Here is a 17,747-nt window from a genome sequence, read left to right on the forward strand (position 1 = left end):
ATGACAACAAAAGCTATTTTGCCATTTGACGCAACGCATCCAGGGACACTATTATTGGAAGAAATAAAAGCAAGAGGAATCAAACAAAGAGAACTTGCTATTGAACTTGGTGTTTTACCCACTTTTTTAAATGAAATAATAAAGGGAAAACGCGCAATTACAGCAGATTTTGCAATATTACTTGAAGAAGCATTAGAAATACCGGCTGAATTCTGGATGCGATTTCAAAGCCAATATGATATCGATAAAGCCAGATTAAAAGAAAAGAATGTTCGCAAAATTGAATTACTGGAAACCTGGAACATTGTAAAAGAATACGTACCCGTGAAAAGTTTTAAAAAACACGGGTACATTGGCACATCATTAGAGGAAGACATATCGACTATTAAGGACATTTACCAAGTCAATTCGATAGATGGACTTATAAACACGGTTGCCCAGCATCAAGCAGTTGCTTTTTATCGTAAATCGGATAAATTGCAAATAGAAAAAAACAATATGCTTGGATGGAGCAAACTAGCTGAATATGAAGCATCAAAAATTGAATTGGCAGAATTTGACTTTGATACCATCGATACTTTAAAGAAGGAATTACAAATAATATTCTTTGAGAATAAAAATGTGAGAAATAGAACACAATCAAAACTTAAAGAATATGGCATTAAACTAGTTTACATACCTAGATTTGAGAAAGCTCCAGTCGATGGTTTTTCATTTTGGAGTGGCGACAATCCTGTAATCGCTCTCACACTAAGACATAAGCGAATAGACAACTTTGCATTTAATATTTTTCATGAACTAGGACACATTGATTTGCACTTAAGAGAAGAAAAAGAACGAAGATTCTTAGATATTGTTGGAGCAAAGAATGCTGATAAATATGAGCAACAAGCAGATAATTATGCCCAAAAAACTCTAATCTCAGAAAATCAGTGGGTAGATCTAGTAAACAACTATATTCCACTTAGTGATATTCGCATTTATGAATTTGCCAACAAATATGGAATCAATCCTGCAATTATTCTTGGTAGAGCTTGCTATGAGATGAACTATTATGCCATTAAGTCAAATATTGATAAGAAATTAAACTAAAACATTAAACCATGGGAATAAATGCAAGAATAACAGTAACTTATTATGACAATATAAGGCAAACTGAATTTACAAGATATTACGATGTAGGAATACATCCCATACATGATGCAGCCAAAAGAGACGTTGGAGGAGCCATGGCTCATAATGCTGTTAAAGAAGAATGTGGACACGATAGTTTTAAGATATTAGATTATACTGTTACTGAAATTTAATAATAGACATTCCCAAATTGGATTGTTATAATTTGTAAAGATGCAGGAAGAAGTCAATGCCTTTATTAACAAGACTAAAAATAAAACAACAAACTAATTATTTCGAGAACATGTCAACAAAAAAAACCGTAGCAGAACTAACCATTTTTTATAAACGTCAACGTTTATCCAGCCTCATTTTTGACAATCAGGAGACTGCCGATAAATTTGTAGAAACAATTACCAGCTTCTTCAACCAGAAGGGGAAAGATGAATTCTCTTTCAACGGAGAAATTAAAACCGTTTATACTCCCGAATCGCTTACAGGGGAATTGCGCAGTTTTGCAGAAGGAGACATATCTCCTGAAGGCTGGATGGTAAATATGATGAAAGTAATTGACGGATTGAACTAATCAAAAGATTTAAATGGGTTGTTTGGGCTTTGACTGGTATTTCCACTTTAAAAAAGGAACCGAAGTTTATTTTATCCGTTTTGTCTGACGTAAATAAGGCTACTACAATGATTAACGAAACACTTTGATTATCCACAAAAGCATTTCTAATGCTCTGTTATATGTAATGATTTCTTTACGATTTCCAAATGTATGGAGATACTATGATTTGGCAAAATACTTCATTTATTGCCGAATCATAGATTTAATATTGTAGAGAAATTTACCTCAGGGTGTGAAACAAAATCTGAAAGGTCCACACGATTTTTTGATGGGAAAATCTGAACAATCAACTTATATTTTTACCTTTACACGAAGACAAACTTTAATTTTTATTAAAGATATGCTGAAGGAGATAATAAAATCGAGAGGGATGAAACAAACGTTTATTGCTCAAAAAATTGGGGTAAGCGTTGTTACCGTGAGTAACTGGGTGCAGGAGAAGAGCAGCCCAAGCGAAAAACATTTAAAGAAACTGAGTGAGCTTCTACAAGTACCAATAAAAGATTTAGTGCGCTCAAAGTTCACTACATAAAACGGAGCAACGTAAAACCCATATTCTCAAAATCAGAATTAAAAACGGAAGAGGAAGTAGATGAATATGTTGATGCATTGAAAAAAGCCTTAAAAGAACACATTAGAAACAACCGAAGGATTCAACTACATATGACCAAAGACGAACTCATACAAAAACTATCCGATCTCGAATGGGAAGATTTTGAGGTAAAATCGGCAAAGGGGGAAATACCCAAAGATGCCTGGGAAACAGTAAGCGCTTTTTCCAATACTTCGGGAGGGTGGTTAATTTTTGGGGTAAAACAAACGGGTAAAAAGTTTGAAATACAGGGCGTAAATAATCCAGAAAAAATAGAACAGGATTTCCTGAATTCCATTCGTGGTGGAAAGTTTAATGTTTTTGTAGCGACCCGACAAGCAAAACACACTATCGATGGAAATACGGTATTGGCATTTTACATCCCTGTTTCCAAAAACAAACCTGTTTATTACAACAGCCCTGCCAATACTTTTATTCGCAGAGGAAGCTCCGACCATAGAGCCACCAAAGAGGAAATAGATTCCATGTACCGTGACCAGACTTTTGGTACAAAAACCTCAGAAATTGCCACCGGTACAAGCCGTGCCGATATTAGCGACACCTCGCTTTCGCGTTACCGTGACTATATGAGCCGATTTAATCCTACGGTAAGCTACAACCGATATGGTGAAACCGATTTCCTGCAAAAACTTCGTATAATGGATGGCGAGCAATGTACTTTGGGTGGTTTGTTGTTTCTGGGAAAGCGTGATACCATTGAACGTTTTTTTCCCGATTTCAGAATCGATTTGCTTGAAATACCTGGCACATCGTACACCAACACAAAAGTACGCTACACTTTCCGTTTAGATGAATACGAGAATTTATGGGAGTATTATTTTGAATGTATTGCCCGTTTAAAATCGAAAGTGGATGTGGAGTTTAAAATGGGTAACGAAGGTTTTGCCACCGATGTATCGCCCGGTTTCGATGCCTTGCGTGAAGCACTGGTAAACATGTTGATGCATTCCGACCACTTTTCGCCAGCTTGTCCACGTATCCGAATTTTTACCAACCACATTGAATTTTACAATCCAGATGGGATGCCAAAACCCATTGAAGAGCTAAAAGGAAAAGATATTTCCCTGCCTCGCAATCCTATAGTTACTAAATTATTCAGGGTGGTGAAGTTAGCTGAGAATGCAGGTTACGGTCTCGATAATATTGAATTCAACTGGAAGGAATACAATAATACTCAACCCGTTTTTGATGTCGATTTCGATTCGGTAATTATAAAGTTCGAATTAGAACAAAAGACTACAGTTAAAGAAAAACCAGAGGTCGGAGACAGTTTGGAGATAGTTCGGAGTAAATGGGAAGAAGTTCGGAGAAACTTCGGTGTAATTGCTGAACGAACACAAAAGTCATCAGAAAAGAATATAGCTGATTTACGGGGTGTTTACGGGACATTTACGGAGTATATGAAACTCAACTTCGGAGAAACTTCGGAGAAACTCCAAGAAAACTTCGGGGTAAACTTCGGAGAAAACGAAGAAAAACTTCGGAGAAAAAGTAGCGAGAAATTGATGCTCATGTTATTGCTGATAGCAATTGAAAAAGATATAAAAGCAACAGAAGCCAGTCTGATTTTAGGCGTTTCAACAAGAACAATAGAAACCTATATCTCAAAATTGAAAGATGCTCAGCTTATTGAACGTCACGGTTCAGACAAGGTTGGCTACTGGACAATTAAAAAAGAATAAGGTTTGGGAATTGTTCGGGAACCTGTAATCATCATCAATCTCTTCCTGACGAATACCCAAATAAATTTTTGTGATTTTTATTGAACTATGACCGAAAAGTTCCGATAAATGCAATAGAGATTTTTCAGATTACACACAACTGGTCGGTATTTAATGAGTAATTTTCGCCTCTCAATTATTAAATATATGCATATCACCAATTTTCAACACTTCCTAGATGAAGGCGGTAATATCCCAACAGATATGCCCAAAGAAGCACGTGAATTAGCCAACTTTTTGGCCTTGCTAATCGATGATGCAACTACAGGTGACTATGATGCTGAACCGACAATAAGATGCATTGAAAAGGACTGCGAGGGCTTGGTTGTGGCATTTATTACCCATGACACAGATGACATTTATTGGGTTTGTCCTCTGTGCAAAACCAATGGCTATATAAGCGATTGGCGGGGCACTAAATGGGACAATTGTGATTAGTATTTTGTGCACAAAACACCATGCGGATCTTCTTTAACAATTCTCAATCCAAATCCAAAGTTGGAACCTCAGGGAGAAAAACGTAGGGATGCCACTTTCGTTTTGTGCTTTATTTAACTTTTTTTGAAACAATCAATTTACTGTTTACTGACACTCACCCAACCGCATTATCATTAACATCCTCAACAATACGAATAATTCTATCCTGGTCTTCATCGTCAAATAAGCCAAAAATTCCGTTGTCGTTTATTTCTGTAAATGGTGGTTGTGCCAACTGATGCAGTTCAAGAATACCGTTAATCTTAAAGTGAGTTACGATTGTACGAATAAACTGTATTTGCTCTGCTCTTAAATTTCCGGTATCGATAAACTCGGAAAAAGCTTGCTGTACTGCTTCCTCTTCCAGCCCCAGTAAAGAACGAATAAACTTACCCAGTGGCTGTTCCCCGTAGTTTTTTATGTAATCATCCTTCGAACCGATTTGTGAGTCTTCAAATACCAATTTTTCCAAAACCTGAAGTTCTGCCGAGGTAAGCTTTACGTTATTACGAAGCTTTTGTATTACAAGATGGTTCTTATTCTCCCGTATATATTTCTCAACCTTCAATCTGTAATTATCGCTTTTAGTATAACCTCCAGCAACAACATCCACTTCTTCAACTCCCAAAATTTCGTCTTCAAAATCAGTCCGGTAAACCACTGTTTCGTTTTCCGGAATATATTGAATTAAGCTTCGGAACGATGTACGAACCAGCTCCAATTTTTGGTAGTTAACCTGTTCCCAAAATTCTTCTTTTGTAACTGCTATTATTAAGTTCTTTACTTTTGCAACTTCGTTAATATTAAGTAAGCGGGAAAGCTGATTTGCGATTTGTATTATTCTATTTCGGTGCCGAGTTTGGGATGCTGCATTTTCTGCTATTGCAAGTTGATAGCTTGTCATTAAACCATCGAAACGCTTTGCTTTTTCATCGTCTTCTGGAATAAAAATTAAGCCAGCCAGGTCATGAAATATGTTATGAATGTCATCATTCGTTAGCGTATTCCAGGCTTTACGTTCACAGAACTTCTCAACGGTACGTAAAACCATTTTTACAGTAAAAGTATTTTTATTTAAAGCAACAGTTCTTCCGTGTAGCCAGTCCAATAGTTCTGTTCTAATTTTTTGATGGTAATTATCCAAATAAGGTTCGCTTCTGAAGGCCTCAGCAATTGAAAGAATATTTTTAAAAATTCTCGCTGAAACGGAATCGTAATTCGATGGCTCAATACCGGTTTCATTTTCGTTGAAAAAACTGAAGTTTCTGCAAAAATCGAATACATTAAATTGTGTCTTATCTACACCCGGAGCAATAAGATTTGGACATAAGCGTGTTCCCCTGCCTATCATCTGCCAGAACTTGGACTTACTATAAACTGGTTTAAAGATTACGAGGTTTACTATGGGAGGAACATCTATTCCCGTGTCAAGCATGTCGACAGATACAGCTATCTGTGGCATCTTTTCGATGAGTTCAAAATCATCGATTAAATCCTGGGCGTATTTTTCATAGTTATCTATTACCCTAAGAAATTTGTTCCCGTATTGTGGATACAATTTGTTAAAACGTTCTTCGATAAACAAAGCGTGAGGATGGTTCTTTGCAAATATTATGGTTTTCCCAACTTTATCACCACCTTCTACTTTAATACCATTGGACATAAGAATATCCAACACCTTATCAACCGTATCTTCGTTAAACAACCACGAGTTAATTGCCGAAGCATTAATTGCATCAGGAACATTACCTTGCTCATCACGGAAAGTTTCTTCGTATCTGGCTTGTTCCTCTGGTGTAAGTTCATCGTATTGAATACCTCTACTAACAAATCCAAGGTCGTATTGCTTGGCTTTAAACGGTACAAGATACTCTTCATCAACAGCTTCTTCCAATTCGTAATCGAATGTAGGAATACCTTGCTCTTCGTCAAATAGCCTATAAGTGTCATAATCTGCACTGTCTTTAGGTGTCGCTGTAAGTCCAAGCATCAGGGCATCGAAGTACTGAAAGATAGCACCGTATTTTTGATACACCGAACGGTGTGCCTCGTCCACTATTATTAAATCGAAATGACCAACAGAATAAAAACGTTCTTCACCATTATGAACACCATCGATGCTGTTCATTATAGTTGGATAGGTGGAGAACACTAGCCTGGTATTTGTATCTTCTTTTTCTTTTGTAAGGTCGATTGACGATAAATGCGGAAGTAGCTTATTAAAATTTCGTTTGGCTTGCGTAACCAGTGCATTTCTGTCTGCAAGAAAAAGAACCTTTTTTATCCACCCGGCTTTAAAAAGCACGTCAACAAAAGATATGGCTGTTCTTGTTTTCCCCGTACCGGTGGCCATAACGATTAAAGCTTTACGTGAACCACCCCTGATACCACTTGGGGCATCCTTTATGAATTTATCCAGGACGCTTTTTATCGCCAGCTTTTGATAAACCCTGTTCGTTATTTCGTTATTTATTGGCTGAATTCTAGGGTCAATTCTATCGCTCCTACGATTCACGATTGTCTGTAATTCCTCTTTAGTATTAAAACCATGTACAGTCCTCGGAGCATAAAAGGTATCGTCCCAGATTTCGGTTTCAAAACCGTTGGAGTAATAAATTACAGGACGCTGACCTGTCATCTTTTCCAGACAATTTGCATAAAGTTCTGCCTGGTGCTTGCCTTCGTGAATACTTCGTGAAGCCTTTTTCGCTTCAACTACTGCCAACGGTAAACCATTGTCTCCCCAAAGCACATAGTCGACATATCCATTACCTGTTGGATTCACCGATTTGGGCATACCAACAACCGGGTATTCCATTGCATTTTGAGCCTGTGGATTCCAGCCTGCTTCACGCAACATGGCATCGATGTATAACTCTCGTGTTTTTGCTTCTGAGAATTGTTCTGCCGGAAGCTGAACTGGTGTATTATTTTTCTTCCGCTCATTTATCAGAGCATAATGCTCCTTCATTTTAGCAAGCTCTTCCTCAGCTTCAATCCGCTTTTTTCGCTCACGGTTGGCCAGCTCTATTTGCTCCTTATTTTTCTCTTCGAGTTGTTCTAGCTGGTGCTTGGTTTTTTCTTTTGCACCTACTTTTGGAAGAGCCTCTTCATCAAACTCTGTAACTTCAGGTGGTGCTTCACTGTACATCTTGGCAGTCCAGCTAAGAAAGCGATATAAGAACCGGATACAGGCAACACTGATTTTTGGGGATGCTTTGCCCTGGTGGGCAGCAATATTCCCCATCTTTCGGATGTAATCAATGTTCCCGTAAATGGTAGGTGGAATAATCTCTACAAATGTAGGTTCTGCCATTCGGGCCGCAAGATTGGTTTGATAAGGCTGGTTTAAATAACCTTCATTCTCGTATAACCAATTAACTATTTTTTCGAGGGTAAGCCGTGCATAAAACACAGAAGTAACGGGTGCAGTTTTAGCATTCTTTTCTGCCTCCAAAGCTAATCTGAACAGGAAGTCCCATTCACCCTGTAAAAAACTGAAGTTACTATGCATCCTCTATGGGTTACGGTTATTGGTTAATCCATTGCTATAAAGGTAGTATTTATGATAAAAAGGCCAATATCTCTTATAAAAAATTTGGCATCACAACAGATGCCATCTTTATATTATTATTGTTTATTTTTTTGTTCTTCTAGTACATTTCCCACTCTATCGACAATTATCTTTGTCTGCTTTCGGTAGGCAAAAAGCATCATAACAAACAACAACAGCAACGATACTATTTGAATACTCCCTTTTGAAAAATCGATGTATATCCCAGTTTTTTCCAGAACCACAAAAACAATAAGAAAAAATAGCATTGCACTAATACCCCTAAACATGTTATTTACTTCTGAATAAATTTCAATTTTCGGATACAGGGCTTTTGCTTGGCGATATTCGTTTGGTGGCTTAAACTTTATAAATTTTATAAACTTGAGCACAGGTTCGAAGACCAATGACCCTACTCTGTTTATTAATAAGCCAATAAAGTAATACAAAAACGCACCTTCAACAATATTCTCCTGTATTAAGTTATAGGATGTTGTGGCGTTTAAAAGAAGCACAAAGATTATCCCCGGAAACAGATAGTTAAACAGATTATAAGACGAAATTTTATCAACTATTTCTTTCATCGTTAATTTTGATTTGCACGTTTATATTATCATCACCCAATATACACATAACGGCTGGATAACCTTGGCTCCCCATAAAGCGAGCTAGATAGCTAAATAGTTCTTCATCAAGTTCGCTCGGATTTGTTGAACAATTTTCAGGATGAGAATGCCACTCACCTAAGTAGACCATCTGGTTATCTGTTATTTTTAAATACTTTTTATATTCTTCGAGCAATCCTTCTTTACCGCGTATGAAACTTCTCCTTTCCTGAATACTATCTTCCGGTGCAAAGATTGAGTCGAATAGATAAATTATCTTCCTTTCTGTATCGATGGAACCAAGTAGTACACCTCCTGTTTCTTTGGGCAAAATGGAAAGACGGTAAGTTTGCATTTTTTCTATTAACCATGTATCAATACAAACTTCCCATTCATCTTCTTTTATTATCTTCCAAGTTGAAGGTTCAAAATCATACAGCTTCACTTCATGTGTCTCTTTGTCAATGTTCCAAATAGAAATGCATGAATTACCATCTTTTATTTTTTGCTGAAGTGCTCTAGCACCAATGGAAGCGTGAATTGCAACATCTGTTTGGTTGATTCTATTAGTTACCTCACGGCAGCTATTGCGATTATATCTAACCTTATCGGTTTGCTGTATTATTAAATGGTCGTGTAACCTTTCATTTTCGACAAGGCATCTGTAGTATTGCATTTCTAACAAGTCCAACCTGTGTTTTCTTTCTTTGTCCTCACCCAATAATACCAGGTCGGACCCGATTGGATTTAAGTACATTGAAATTCTGGGTTTATTCGTTTCTGAATTAAGGTCTCTCGCCAATTTCCGGGCAACTGCAATTGAAGTGGACATGTCAACAATGTAGTCGAACTTCGCTAATTTGCCCTCAATTCCTTCGTCATCGACAAAAGCATTAAAGTTTTTATCGATGGGAGAAGCAAATTCTGAACCTAATAAATTGTTTACTTCTTTTGCGATTTCCACCGCCTTATTAAATCCAATGCTTTGTCTTCCAAGCGAATGTTTGGCTAAATTATGCGGAAACAGAAAGTCATGGTCAACGACCGTCCATTTTCCAAATCCCAAACGAGCAAAAATGCTTAATACTTGGGAACCCAAAGCACCTGCACCAATCAGCAGCATATTTTTAGAAGTAACTTCGGATTGGTTATATAGGGGAGCAGTATCTTGTGTAAAATCAAATAGCGATGTATATGTTTTTACAGAAACTTCTTTTACGATATCTAATTCAAATTTATTCGGCACTAGATAACCAAAATTCCCTTGAACTTCTCCAATACACCCTGAATCTAATCCAATATCAGTAAAACTTTTGTCCGTTAAAAAATACAATTGCTGATATGAAGAAGGTTCATTATCTCCCGCATAACGTAACACAGGTATCCTACAGCAAAAGGCAAGTTTACATGAAAAAAATGCTTCTCTTAAAGTAAATTGGCTCAGGTTTTCATTTAGAAACCGCACAAATGCTTCGGAAAACGGAACACCTTGGAGAACTACAACATCATCCAAATCAGCAATTTTAACAGGCTCTTTCCGAATAAAACCATGAACCTGAGCATCAGAGATAAAACTTATTATTGAAAATGGAGCCTCACCGGCTGGTTCTTTGCTTAAATAATAAAGTTCCATATCTCCAACTTTTCGCAAAAAGTTGAATTCATCTGATGGTAAGTTTTGTGGTGCAACAACATAACCTCCTGTCCTAAAAAATGATTCCAAAGGCTGGTCTTCCTGATGCAATTTCCCTTCAGCAGTAAGTGCAAACCAGGTTCTAATTAGTTCGATAAATTCAAATTCATTAAAACGATGCCTTACTTCTTCAAAGATTTGCTCTGTTACACACAGGCTAACAGGATGTTCAAACAGACAAACGTTTGTGTGTGGTAATCCACCAACAAAGTCTTCACGTAAGGCATAGATTTCTGGATGGTATTTGTCTGCTTCGTGACAAATGATTGCAACTTCTTCATATACCTGTATCCCATTTTGCGGATTTTCAGGTATTTCGTTATCAAAAGTTAATACAATTACCTCAGCACCATCTTGTCTTTTAATAAAACGAATAGAGTCGTTGAGACAAAACGGATGATGAAGAACTGCAAAGGCTAACCTTCTAGCCCTTGCCAACTTCAGTTCCTCATAACTAATTGCTATGCCGTCAATTATTGGATATGCATGGCTCATACTATCCTGCTCTTAGTGACGAATTCCCTAACATACCAGTTGCAACTGTTGCAGCAACTTTCTTTAGCTTAGTACCACTGTCGGAAATTTCAAATTCTAAAGGTTTAGGAGCAGTCTCACTTTTGTTTACGCCTGTATTTCGGAAATACCCTGTTCCGACCTTTTTTACATACTCTTCTTTAGCCGGGTAGTGTGGTGGATTCGGCTTTTCATTCTTAATTTTCTTACTTGATGCAATAACATGAGCACCCTTCTCTTTGTAATCCAACAATGCCAATGAATAATCCATCGGCTCCGTATGGTCTTCGTAAGGTCTGTCATTAAAAAAGGACCAAGAACAATGGTGAGGTGCTAGAAATAAATTCCACTTTAATTTATCCGAGTTACCATTGTCCTCCGAAATCGTTTTTACTTTTTCCCAGATGTAGTGGTCTGCGTCACCACCGAAAATTGCTCTAGACTTAATTTCACCAAATAAACTGGTTTTAAATGAAATTTGGAATACAATACTTGTAGCATTATGGTCATCATTAGCTGTCTCTGAAACTAAATCGCTCTTAAACGGAGCATGTATGAAAATCGAAGCATAGTTACAATACTTTCCATTAATTGTGTCTACAGTGCTACCTGGAATGTAGTTAAGTCCGTCAACCACACCATCATCTTTCGTGTAACCAATAATGTGTAACCGGTTTCCTTGTTTGTTAGCCTCCCATGGTTTCTCTTCAAACAGTTTTCTTCTTCGTTTGGCTTCTTTCCTGATGGCTACAGCTTCATCACAAATACTATTTCCGAAAACCATTTGTGTGACCCAAAGCTCACCAATGATTATTTCTTCATTTTCCCTATTATCGTCAGAATAATTATCCGGGTCGCCACAATAATAATTCCCTTCAAATCCTGCACAATGGTCTTTGTGCGGGTGCGATAAAACGAACAAATCTACAAACGGATTGTCGTTAGCATCCTTCTGTAGTTCTTTTAACATGTCCTTTTTGACATCATAAATTTTAACACCATCCAAGTTTTCTTCACCTTCTCTTATTTGGCAGTCAACCTGAATGGTTGTATTATCGCTAAGTTTTATAAGCGAATTATCTGCGTTATCAACCGGGTAATACTTAATTAAATGTTTATCTCCCATTGTTTAAATGTTTTAAAATTATACATACTATTCTCCCTGTTCAGCTACTTCAGTTAGCTGAATATTAAGGGCTTTGCAGTTGTTCTGGGAAAGAGGCTTGGATATTACGGAAATGTCCTATATTTGAAGCCTCGTTTGGAGATTTATTGAGGTGAGTTACTCCTCTAATTGCCGACCAAAGCATTTTTCCAAACCCAAGTCGCTTACAGGCGACTTTTTTTGTTTCTGGTTTTAACTCAACTTATCTTTTTGTTTCGTAGACCACAACACAACAATGTGGCCATATTTTTATTTAAGTATTTTTATGACAAATATGCAGCAAAACAAGTATTTTTCTGACACTGGGTCAAAACACTCCCTTTTTGTGTCATGTTATCTAGTATTGTAGATATATAACTATTGTTCATTTAGCTCTCCTTTAAATGCTTTTTGTACCAGCCCGTTAAATAAATCTTCGCTTTCCTGGATGCTTTGCTTTAATATCGATTTTTGGGCTTCGATGTTTTCAACGATTTGGCTGAATTGGTTTTGAAGGCGAATAGGAGGAATAGGTAATTCTATTTTATTTAGTATCCCGGTATTCATATGAGTGAAACTATCATCCCGTCCAGTTTTTAACCTAGCGACTTTAGGTCCCCAGTTTGACATCAACGTTGTAAAATATATCGGTCTTAGAACATTTTTATTCAGACGAAGCCTAATTAAATTAGTGCTAATGATAGCTTTTCCATCGTAGGGTATAATACACATTTTTCCAACAGTACCCGCACGAGAAATAATTACATCATTTTTTTCAGTTTTGTAACCCAGCAAATCATCGTACTTATTCTCTGAAATATACAGGCTCTTTCCATCAACAAATCTATTAGGCTGAATATTGTCCATAGTCCAAACAGGTATTCCTGTATCAGTATATTCGTGTTTTTTTAATGCACTACCAAAAGGACCACATTTTGTCCCTGATTTTGGAGACGGATAACAATTCTGTAAATAACTTTTATCCCAACCTTTCGGATTTGTAACCGGGTCACCAAACATTTCCAGGAAAGTGGATTGAAGAAGCTCATCGTATGCAGCTAACAGTTGTTTGTTTTTTTGGCGCAGGGCATCGGCTTTGTCGAGTATCATGGCTATACGTTTCTGTTCTTCTATAGGTGGATAAGGTACAATAGCGGCATCAAAATTACCTTTTGTAATATGCTTCATTGTTGAGCCATGAACTCGCTGTTCGAAAAATTTAATTACGGAGGAAATCAGGTATTTAAAAAACGTCTTGTCAAATTCCTTTTTATTAAAAACAACCTTAAAAATATGTTGATTTAACCATGCATCCTCTTTTGCCCATTCAAAAATCCCCAAAGTAGCAGACCAAGAAATTAATAAATCACCGTTGGTTACTCTATATTTTTCATCTATTTCACCCTGAAAGAAATTGATGTCGCTACCTTTACCTGTTAAATTTTGGATTCGAATAATTTCTTTGCCGGAATTACTCCAATCCTTAGGTTTAAAAGCATAACCATTTACAAAGGTCGCTGCATCACCAAGCTTTATGTTTTTCCAATTCATCATTTATTACTCTTCCATTTCAAATTCAGCATCCGGTAGTTCCAATATATTTTTAGAGTCAACTTCGATGGTATGCACTTCCTTTAACTTCCGCTTCATTTGATTTGTGCGGGTTGTACGTAACTTATCCAAGGTACTGGAAGCGGTGTTTATTTGCTTGTGAGCGATAGATAATACTTTCGTAAATTCACTAAACTCTGTCTTAACCGCTGATAATATATTCCAAACTTCGCTACTCCGCTTTTGTACAGCCAAAGTGCGGAATCCCATGCTTAAACTGTTTAGTAAGGCAGCAAGTGTTGTTGGTCCGGTAACCGTAATCTTATAGTCGTTTTGAAGTTTCTCAAAAAGTCCGGGATGTCTTAAAACTTCAGCATACAAACTCTCAACAGGTAAGAACATAATACCAAAGTTTGTTGTGTGCGGTGGGTCGAGGTACTTCTGGCTAATGTCTTTGGCAAATCCATCAATAGCTTTTAATAATGCTTTTTGGGCCACTTCAATATTTTCCGGCAAACCTGTGTCGTAAGCATCGAGCAACAACTGATAGCTTTCAACCGGGAATTTTGAATCAACAGGCATCCAAACGGTATCATCGTCACTTTTACCCGGCATTTTTACTGCAAACTCAACATTTGCCTGGCTACCTTTTTTAGTTGCTACGTTTTTAGCGTATTGTTGGGGTGTTAGCATCTGTTCCAGTATATTTTCCAATTGGTATTCACCCAAAATACCTCTTGTTTTTACATTCGATAACACCTTCTTTAAGTCGCCCACTCCTGTTGCCAGGTTCTGCATTTCACCTAAACCTTTATGCACCTGTTCCAGACGGTCGCTAACTTGTTTAAATGATTCACCAAGTCTTTTCTCAAGCGTTGTTTGAAGCTTTTCATCGACCGTTTTTCGCATTTCGTTTAACTGAGTAGTATTGTCTTCACGAATCGATTTTAGTTGTTTTTCTACGCCCTCCTGCATCTCTTTTATACTTTGTTTTGATTGAGTATTAAAATCCTGTTGCTGCTTACTTAGGTCGCTGAATTTCTGACGTAATTGCTCGTTAAAATCTTTAATGTTTTCGGCAAATTTATCTTCAAACGATTTTAATCCCTTCGCCAATTCTTCACGGTTGGTTTTCGCATCATCTTTCAGGTTCTTTTCGAAGTCAGTAAATTTTTGCCCTGTCTTTTCGGTAAACTCGTTCTGCTTATGGCTTATTGCATCGTTAGACTTCTGAGCACTGTCAATAAGCTTATCTTTTAGCTCAGTTAACAACTTGGAAAAGGAATCCAACTGATTTTTTTGGAGGGTTATGTTTTCAGATATCCGGTTTAAAACAGTATCCTGAAGTCCTTTAAACAGGTCGTTTATTTCTTTTCTGTTTTCCGCATTCACTTCACGAAATTCCTTCCGGGTATCAGCAAGACCTTCTTTCATAGCTGCCTGTAGCTCAACAAATGGGGTTTTGTCGGTTTTCGTTTTCTTCAGAAACACAACCAACAAAATTCCAAGTAGCAGGATACTGTTAACGATTAAAAATATTGTTTCCATGGCTCTACTGTATGTTTAAAAGGTTATTTAGCTCTTTCATCAGGTCCATTCTATCCTTGTCCAAATCTCCGATTTTTGCAATAATTTTCTTAGGAGAGTCGTATTTAACCTCTTCGTAAACCACTTCCTGGTACAAGTTGAACGAAAGGTTGTATCCTTCATCACGGATTTCGTCTGCCGATACGAAGAAGTGTTGTCCGGTGCGAAGTTGCTTCAGCTCTTCACCCTTTTCAATGGCATGAAACTTTGAAATAATGTCGGGGATATTGTTTTCCTCAACCGATGCAGTAACTGCTTTTGTCTCCTCATTCAATTTTCCCAGTGGTTCACGTTTATCATCCAGGGAGAAACCATCGGCTTTCATATCGTAGAACCAAACTTTATCGGTGCCACCGGTTCCTGTTTTAGTGAAAATAAGAATGGCTGTAGCAACTCCGGTATAGGGTTTAAATACACCACTCGGCATCGAAATCACAGCTTGCAGTTGATGGTCGTCAACCAATTGCTGACGGACAGCTTTATGGCTCTTGGTACTTCCAAACAGCACACCTGCCGGTACAATTACTGCACAACGACCACCAGGTTTAAGCATTCGAAGCATTAGGGCAAGGAAGAGTAATTCCGTTTTTGCAGTTTTTGCAGTTTTACCGAGGTTCAGAGCTTTTTTCAGGCTGAGTTCAATACCATCATAATCGGCAGAACCTGAAAACGGTGGATTTGCCAACACGAGACTGAACTTGTCCTTCTCTGTATTATCGTTGGAAAGAGCATCCATGTACTGTAGCTTCGGATTATCGATACCATGCATTTGCAGGTTCATGGCACTAATACCAACCATCGTGTTATCCGATTCGAAACCGCTGAACATCCCGTTATTGAAATGCTGGCGGAATTCTTTTTTGTAGAACTCTTCAGGATAATTATCACGAAGGTACTCAACTACGCCAACCAGAAATCCAGCAGTTCCGGCAGCGGGGTCACAAACCAGTTCATCTGTTTTTGGCTGTAGTAAATCAACCATCAATCGAATTATATGCTTTGGTGTACGGAATTGTCCGTTAATACCGGCTGTTGCCAGCTTCGACAACAGATATTCGTATACGTCACCTTTCGAATCACGGTCATCGATTTTTAAGGTGTCAATCATCTGAACAACCCGGTCCAGGAGTTTAGGACTATTAATATCGAAGTTGGCGTACCGCATAGTTGCAGCAAACAATCCACCTTTAGCTCCAATGCTTTTAATAAAGTCGAAAACACCACCTTCTTTTCGGAAAAGGCTAAACATTTGTTCCGGGTCTTTATCCTTAAAAACATTCCAGCGTAAATCTCTTTGTTCGTCAGAATAAATAGGGTCTTGCACTGGCATTTTTAGTTTGTTCGCCTGTTTCTCCTTCAATTCCTGCTGACGGTCGAGGTTGCGGATAAAAAGCAGGTAGGTAATCTGCTTAATAATGCTTAACGGGTCAGTCATCCCGTTTTGCCAAAACTCTTTCCAGATTTTATCTATGTCGCTACGTTGTTGTCCTGTCAGCATATTTTTAGTTTTAATTCTACAAAGTTATTGTTAAACATTTCTTTTAATGCTTTTTTCTTTTGCCTGTTATCAACGTTAGTTATTCACAGTTGTTAATGTTCTTCAATCATAAATCAAAGATATAGCAAATGTGTGCAGTGGTCGTGCATAGTAAAAATTAGCTTCTCTCATCAATAAAGTTCTTCAGCCAGATAAGCACGTCAAATAAGGCCCAGAGCACAGATTTAAAGGTGTACGTGGAATATTTGTTTTGAATGGCGTGGGATGCCGGATGACATATTCCTATTATTGTCTGAACCTGTTGAGAGATATAATCATCAAAGATTCTTGGACCGCTATACGGTGTGTATTTGGGCTTACCCTGTTCTATTGTTCGTATAGTTACGGTTATTCCATTAAGGTATTTGGAGCAATTTATTAATCCAACTCGTTGGTCATCATAGCTCAGAAGGGCATAGGGAAGAACACGTTCATCAAACTCATTAACCTTTTGAAAAACACTCTCAAGTATAATTCGACATGGGTTGAAAAGTATGGCTTCAGGATTAGTTAGCTCTTCATTTTGAAGTGTTAGCACAACATTCATTAGCATTTCTTGGTATTTAACATCGAGATAATTACCACCAAAGCAAGCGAATGGTTCCGGGTATTTTGCTTTAGGAGATTTTGCTATTTCTTGTTTCAAAAATTCAAAAACGTCCTCTTCTTTATGTTTCCCCTTTGAAAACACTCTATTCTCAGCTAATTGCTGTTTAAGCATAGGAAGTTCAGCTGTGTATGCTGTGTAAATTGCATAAGGTATCTTAGCTGCTTTAACCCATGTTAACGATTCTAGCAGATGCTCGTCTCCTGGTGTTGAATCTGCCGTCATCTGTCCTCTCGCATCCAAAACCACAGCATCAACTTCTTTTCCACTTTCCAAGTATTCCTTGGTTTTATCCCAGCTAGATAAATCAACAACTTTTACTCCATTTGCAGCAGCTTTTAAGCGAAACAGTTTTAATATTGTTGGATTGTCATCGTCAACAACAATTGTCGGTATATATGCCAT

Annotated in this window: 14 protein-coding genes and 1 pseudogene; 7 read left to right on the forward strand and 8 right to left on the reverse strand. The window is 37.6% G+C overall.

All coding sequences use genetic code 11. The features are described from left to right. The 7 genes and pseudogenes from ACRD6K_RS08910 to ACRD6K_RS08935 all read left to right on the forward strand — a co-directional run bounded on the left by ACRD6K_RS08910 (position 1) and on the right by ACRD6K_RS08935 (position 4,513). Positions 1 to 1,092, forward strand: a complete 1,092-nt coding sequence (locus ACRD6K_RS08910; RefSeq protein WP_133465286.1) for a HigA family addiction module antitoxin — start codon at positions 1 to 3, stop codon at positions 1,090 to 1,092. An 11-nt stretch (positions 1,093 to 1,103) separates the two neighbouring features. Beyond that, complete coding sequence (locus ACRD6K_RS08915; RefSeq protein WP_430972967.1) at positions 1,104 to 1,307, forward strand: hypothetical protein; 204 nt, start codon at positions 1,104 to 1,106, stop codon at positions 1,305 to 1,307. Between the two features lie 110 nt (positions 1,308 to 1,417). Then, positions 1,418 to 1,699 carry a hypothetical protein gene (locus ACRD6K_RS08920; RefSeq protein ID WP_430972968.1) on the forward strand — a complete coding sequence of 94 codons (282 nt, stop codon included), beginning with the start codon at positions 1,418 to 1,420 and terminating at the stop codon, positions 1,697 to 1,699. A 310-nt stretch (positions 1,700 to 2,009) separates the two neighbouring features. After that, the gene (locus ACRD6K_RS08925) at positions 2,010 to 2,273 is read left to right on the forward strand and encodes a helix-turn-helix domain-containing protein (RefSeq protein ID WP_430972969.1); all 264 of its coding nucleotides are present in this window, start codon (positions 2,010 to 2,012) and stop codon (positions 2,271 to 2,273) included. Between the two features lie 20 nt (positions 2,274 to 2,293). Beyond that, positions 2,294 to 2,389 (forward strand): annotated as a pseudogene (locus ACRD6K_RS20000) (hypothetical protein); the annotation flags it as partial. A gap of 15 nt (positions 2,390 to 2,404) precedes the next feature. Next, on the forward strand, positions 2,405 to 4,036 hold the full coding sequence (locus ACRD6K_RS08930; RefSeq protein ID WP_430972970.1) for an RNA/DNA-binding domain-containing protein: 1,632 nt from the start codon (positions 2,405 to 2,407) through the stop codon (positions 4,034 to 4,036). Positions 4,037 to 4,222: 186 nt separating this feature from the next. Next, entirely contained in the window at positions 4,223 to 4,513 is a 291-nt protein-coding gene (locus ACRD6K_RS08935) for a hypothetical protein (RefSeq protein ID WP_430972971.1), read from the forward strand. Between the two features lie 154 nt (positions 4,514 to 4,667). Here the strand turns inward: ACRD6K_RS08935 and ACRD6K_RS08940 are convergent, their stop codons facing one another. The 8 genes from ACRD6K_RS08940 to ACRD6K_RS08975 all read right to left on the reverse strand — a co-directional run bounded on the left by ACRD6K_RS08940 (position 4,668) and on the right by ACRD6K_RS08975 (position 17,747). Continuing rightward, entirely contained in the window at positions 4,668 to 8,066 is a 3,399-nt protein-coding gene (locus tag ACRD6K_RS08940; RefSeq protein WP_430972972.1) for a DEAD/DEAH box helicase family protein, read from the reverse strand. A gap of 116 nt (positions 8,067 to 8,182) precedes the next feature. After that, positions 8,183 to 8,689, reverse strand: coding sequence for a hypothetical protein (locus ACRD6K_RS08945; RefSeq protein WP_430972973.1), 507 nt, complete (start codon positions 8,687 to 8,689; stop codon positions 8,183 to 8,185). Next, complete coding sequence (cap2-3, locus tag ACRD6K_RS08950) at positions 8,673 to 10,898, reverse strand: anti-phage 6A-MBL system cap2_3 protein (protein ID WP_430972974.1); 2,226 nt, start codon at positions 10,896 to 10,898, stop codon at positions 8,673 to 8,675. Before cap2-3 ends, ACRD6K_RS08945 begins: the two co-directional genes overlap by 17 nt. A gap of 1 nt (position 10,899) precedes the next feature. Then, positions 10,900 to 12,042, reverse strand: coding sequence for an anti-phage 6A-MBL system MBL-fold protein (mblB, locus tag ACRD6K_RS08955; protein ID WP_430972975.1), 1,143 nt, complete (start codon positions 12,040 to 12,042; stop codon positions 10,900 to 10,902). A 396-nt stretch (positions 12,043 to 12,438) separates the two neighbouring features. Further along, a complete protein-coding gene (locus ACRD6K_RS08960) occupies positions 12,439 to 13,614 on the reverse strand; it encodes a restriction endonuclease subunit S (RefSeq protein WP_430972976.1) in 1,176 nt (391 codons plus the stop codon). Positions 13,615 to 13,617: 3 nt separating this feature from the next. After that, positions 13,618 to 15,159, reverse strand: a complete 1,542-nt coding sequence (locus tag ACRD6K_RS08965) for a DNA recombination protein RmuC (RefSeq protein ID WP_430972977.1) — start codon at positions 15,157 to 15,159, stop codon at positions 13,618 to 13,620. A 4-nt stretch (positions 15,160 to 15,163) separates the two neighbouring features. Beyond that, a complete protein-coding gene (locus ACRD6K_RS08970; RefSeq protein ID WP_430972978.1) occupies positions 15,164 to 16,696 on the reverse strand; it encodes a class I SAM-dependent DNA methyltransferase in 1,533 nt (510 codons plus the stop codon). 157 nt (positions 16,697 to 16,853) lie between these two features. After that, on the reverse strand, positions 16,854 to 17,747 hold the full coding sequence (locus ACRD6K_RS08975; protein ID WP_430972979.1) for a hypothetical protein: 894 nt from the start codon (positions 17,745 to 17,747) through the stop codon (positions 16,854 to 16,856).

Source organism: Sunxiuqinia rutila (genome assembly GCF_050589705.1).
Taxonomy (GTDB): Bacteria; Bacteroidota; Bacteroidia; order Bacteroidales; family Prolixibacteraceae; genus Sunxiuqinia; species Sunxiuqinia rutila.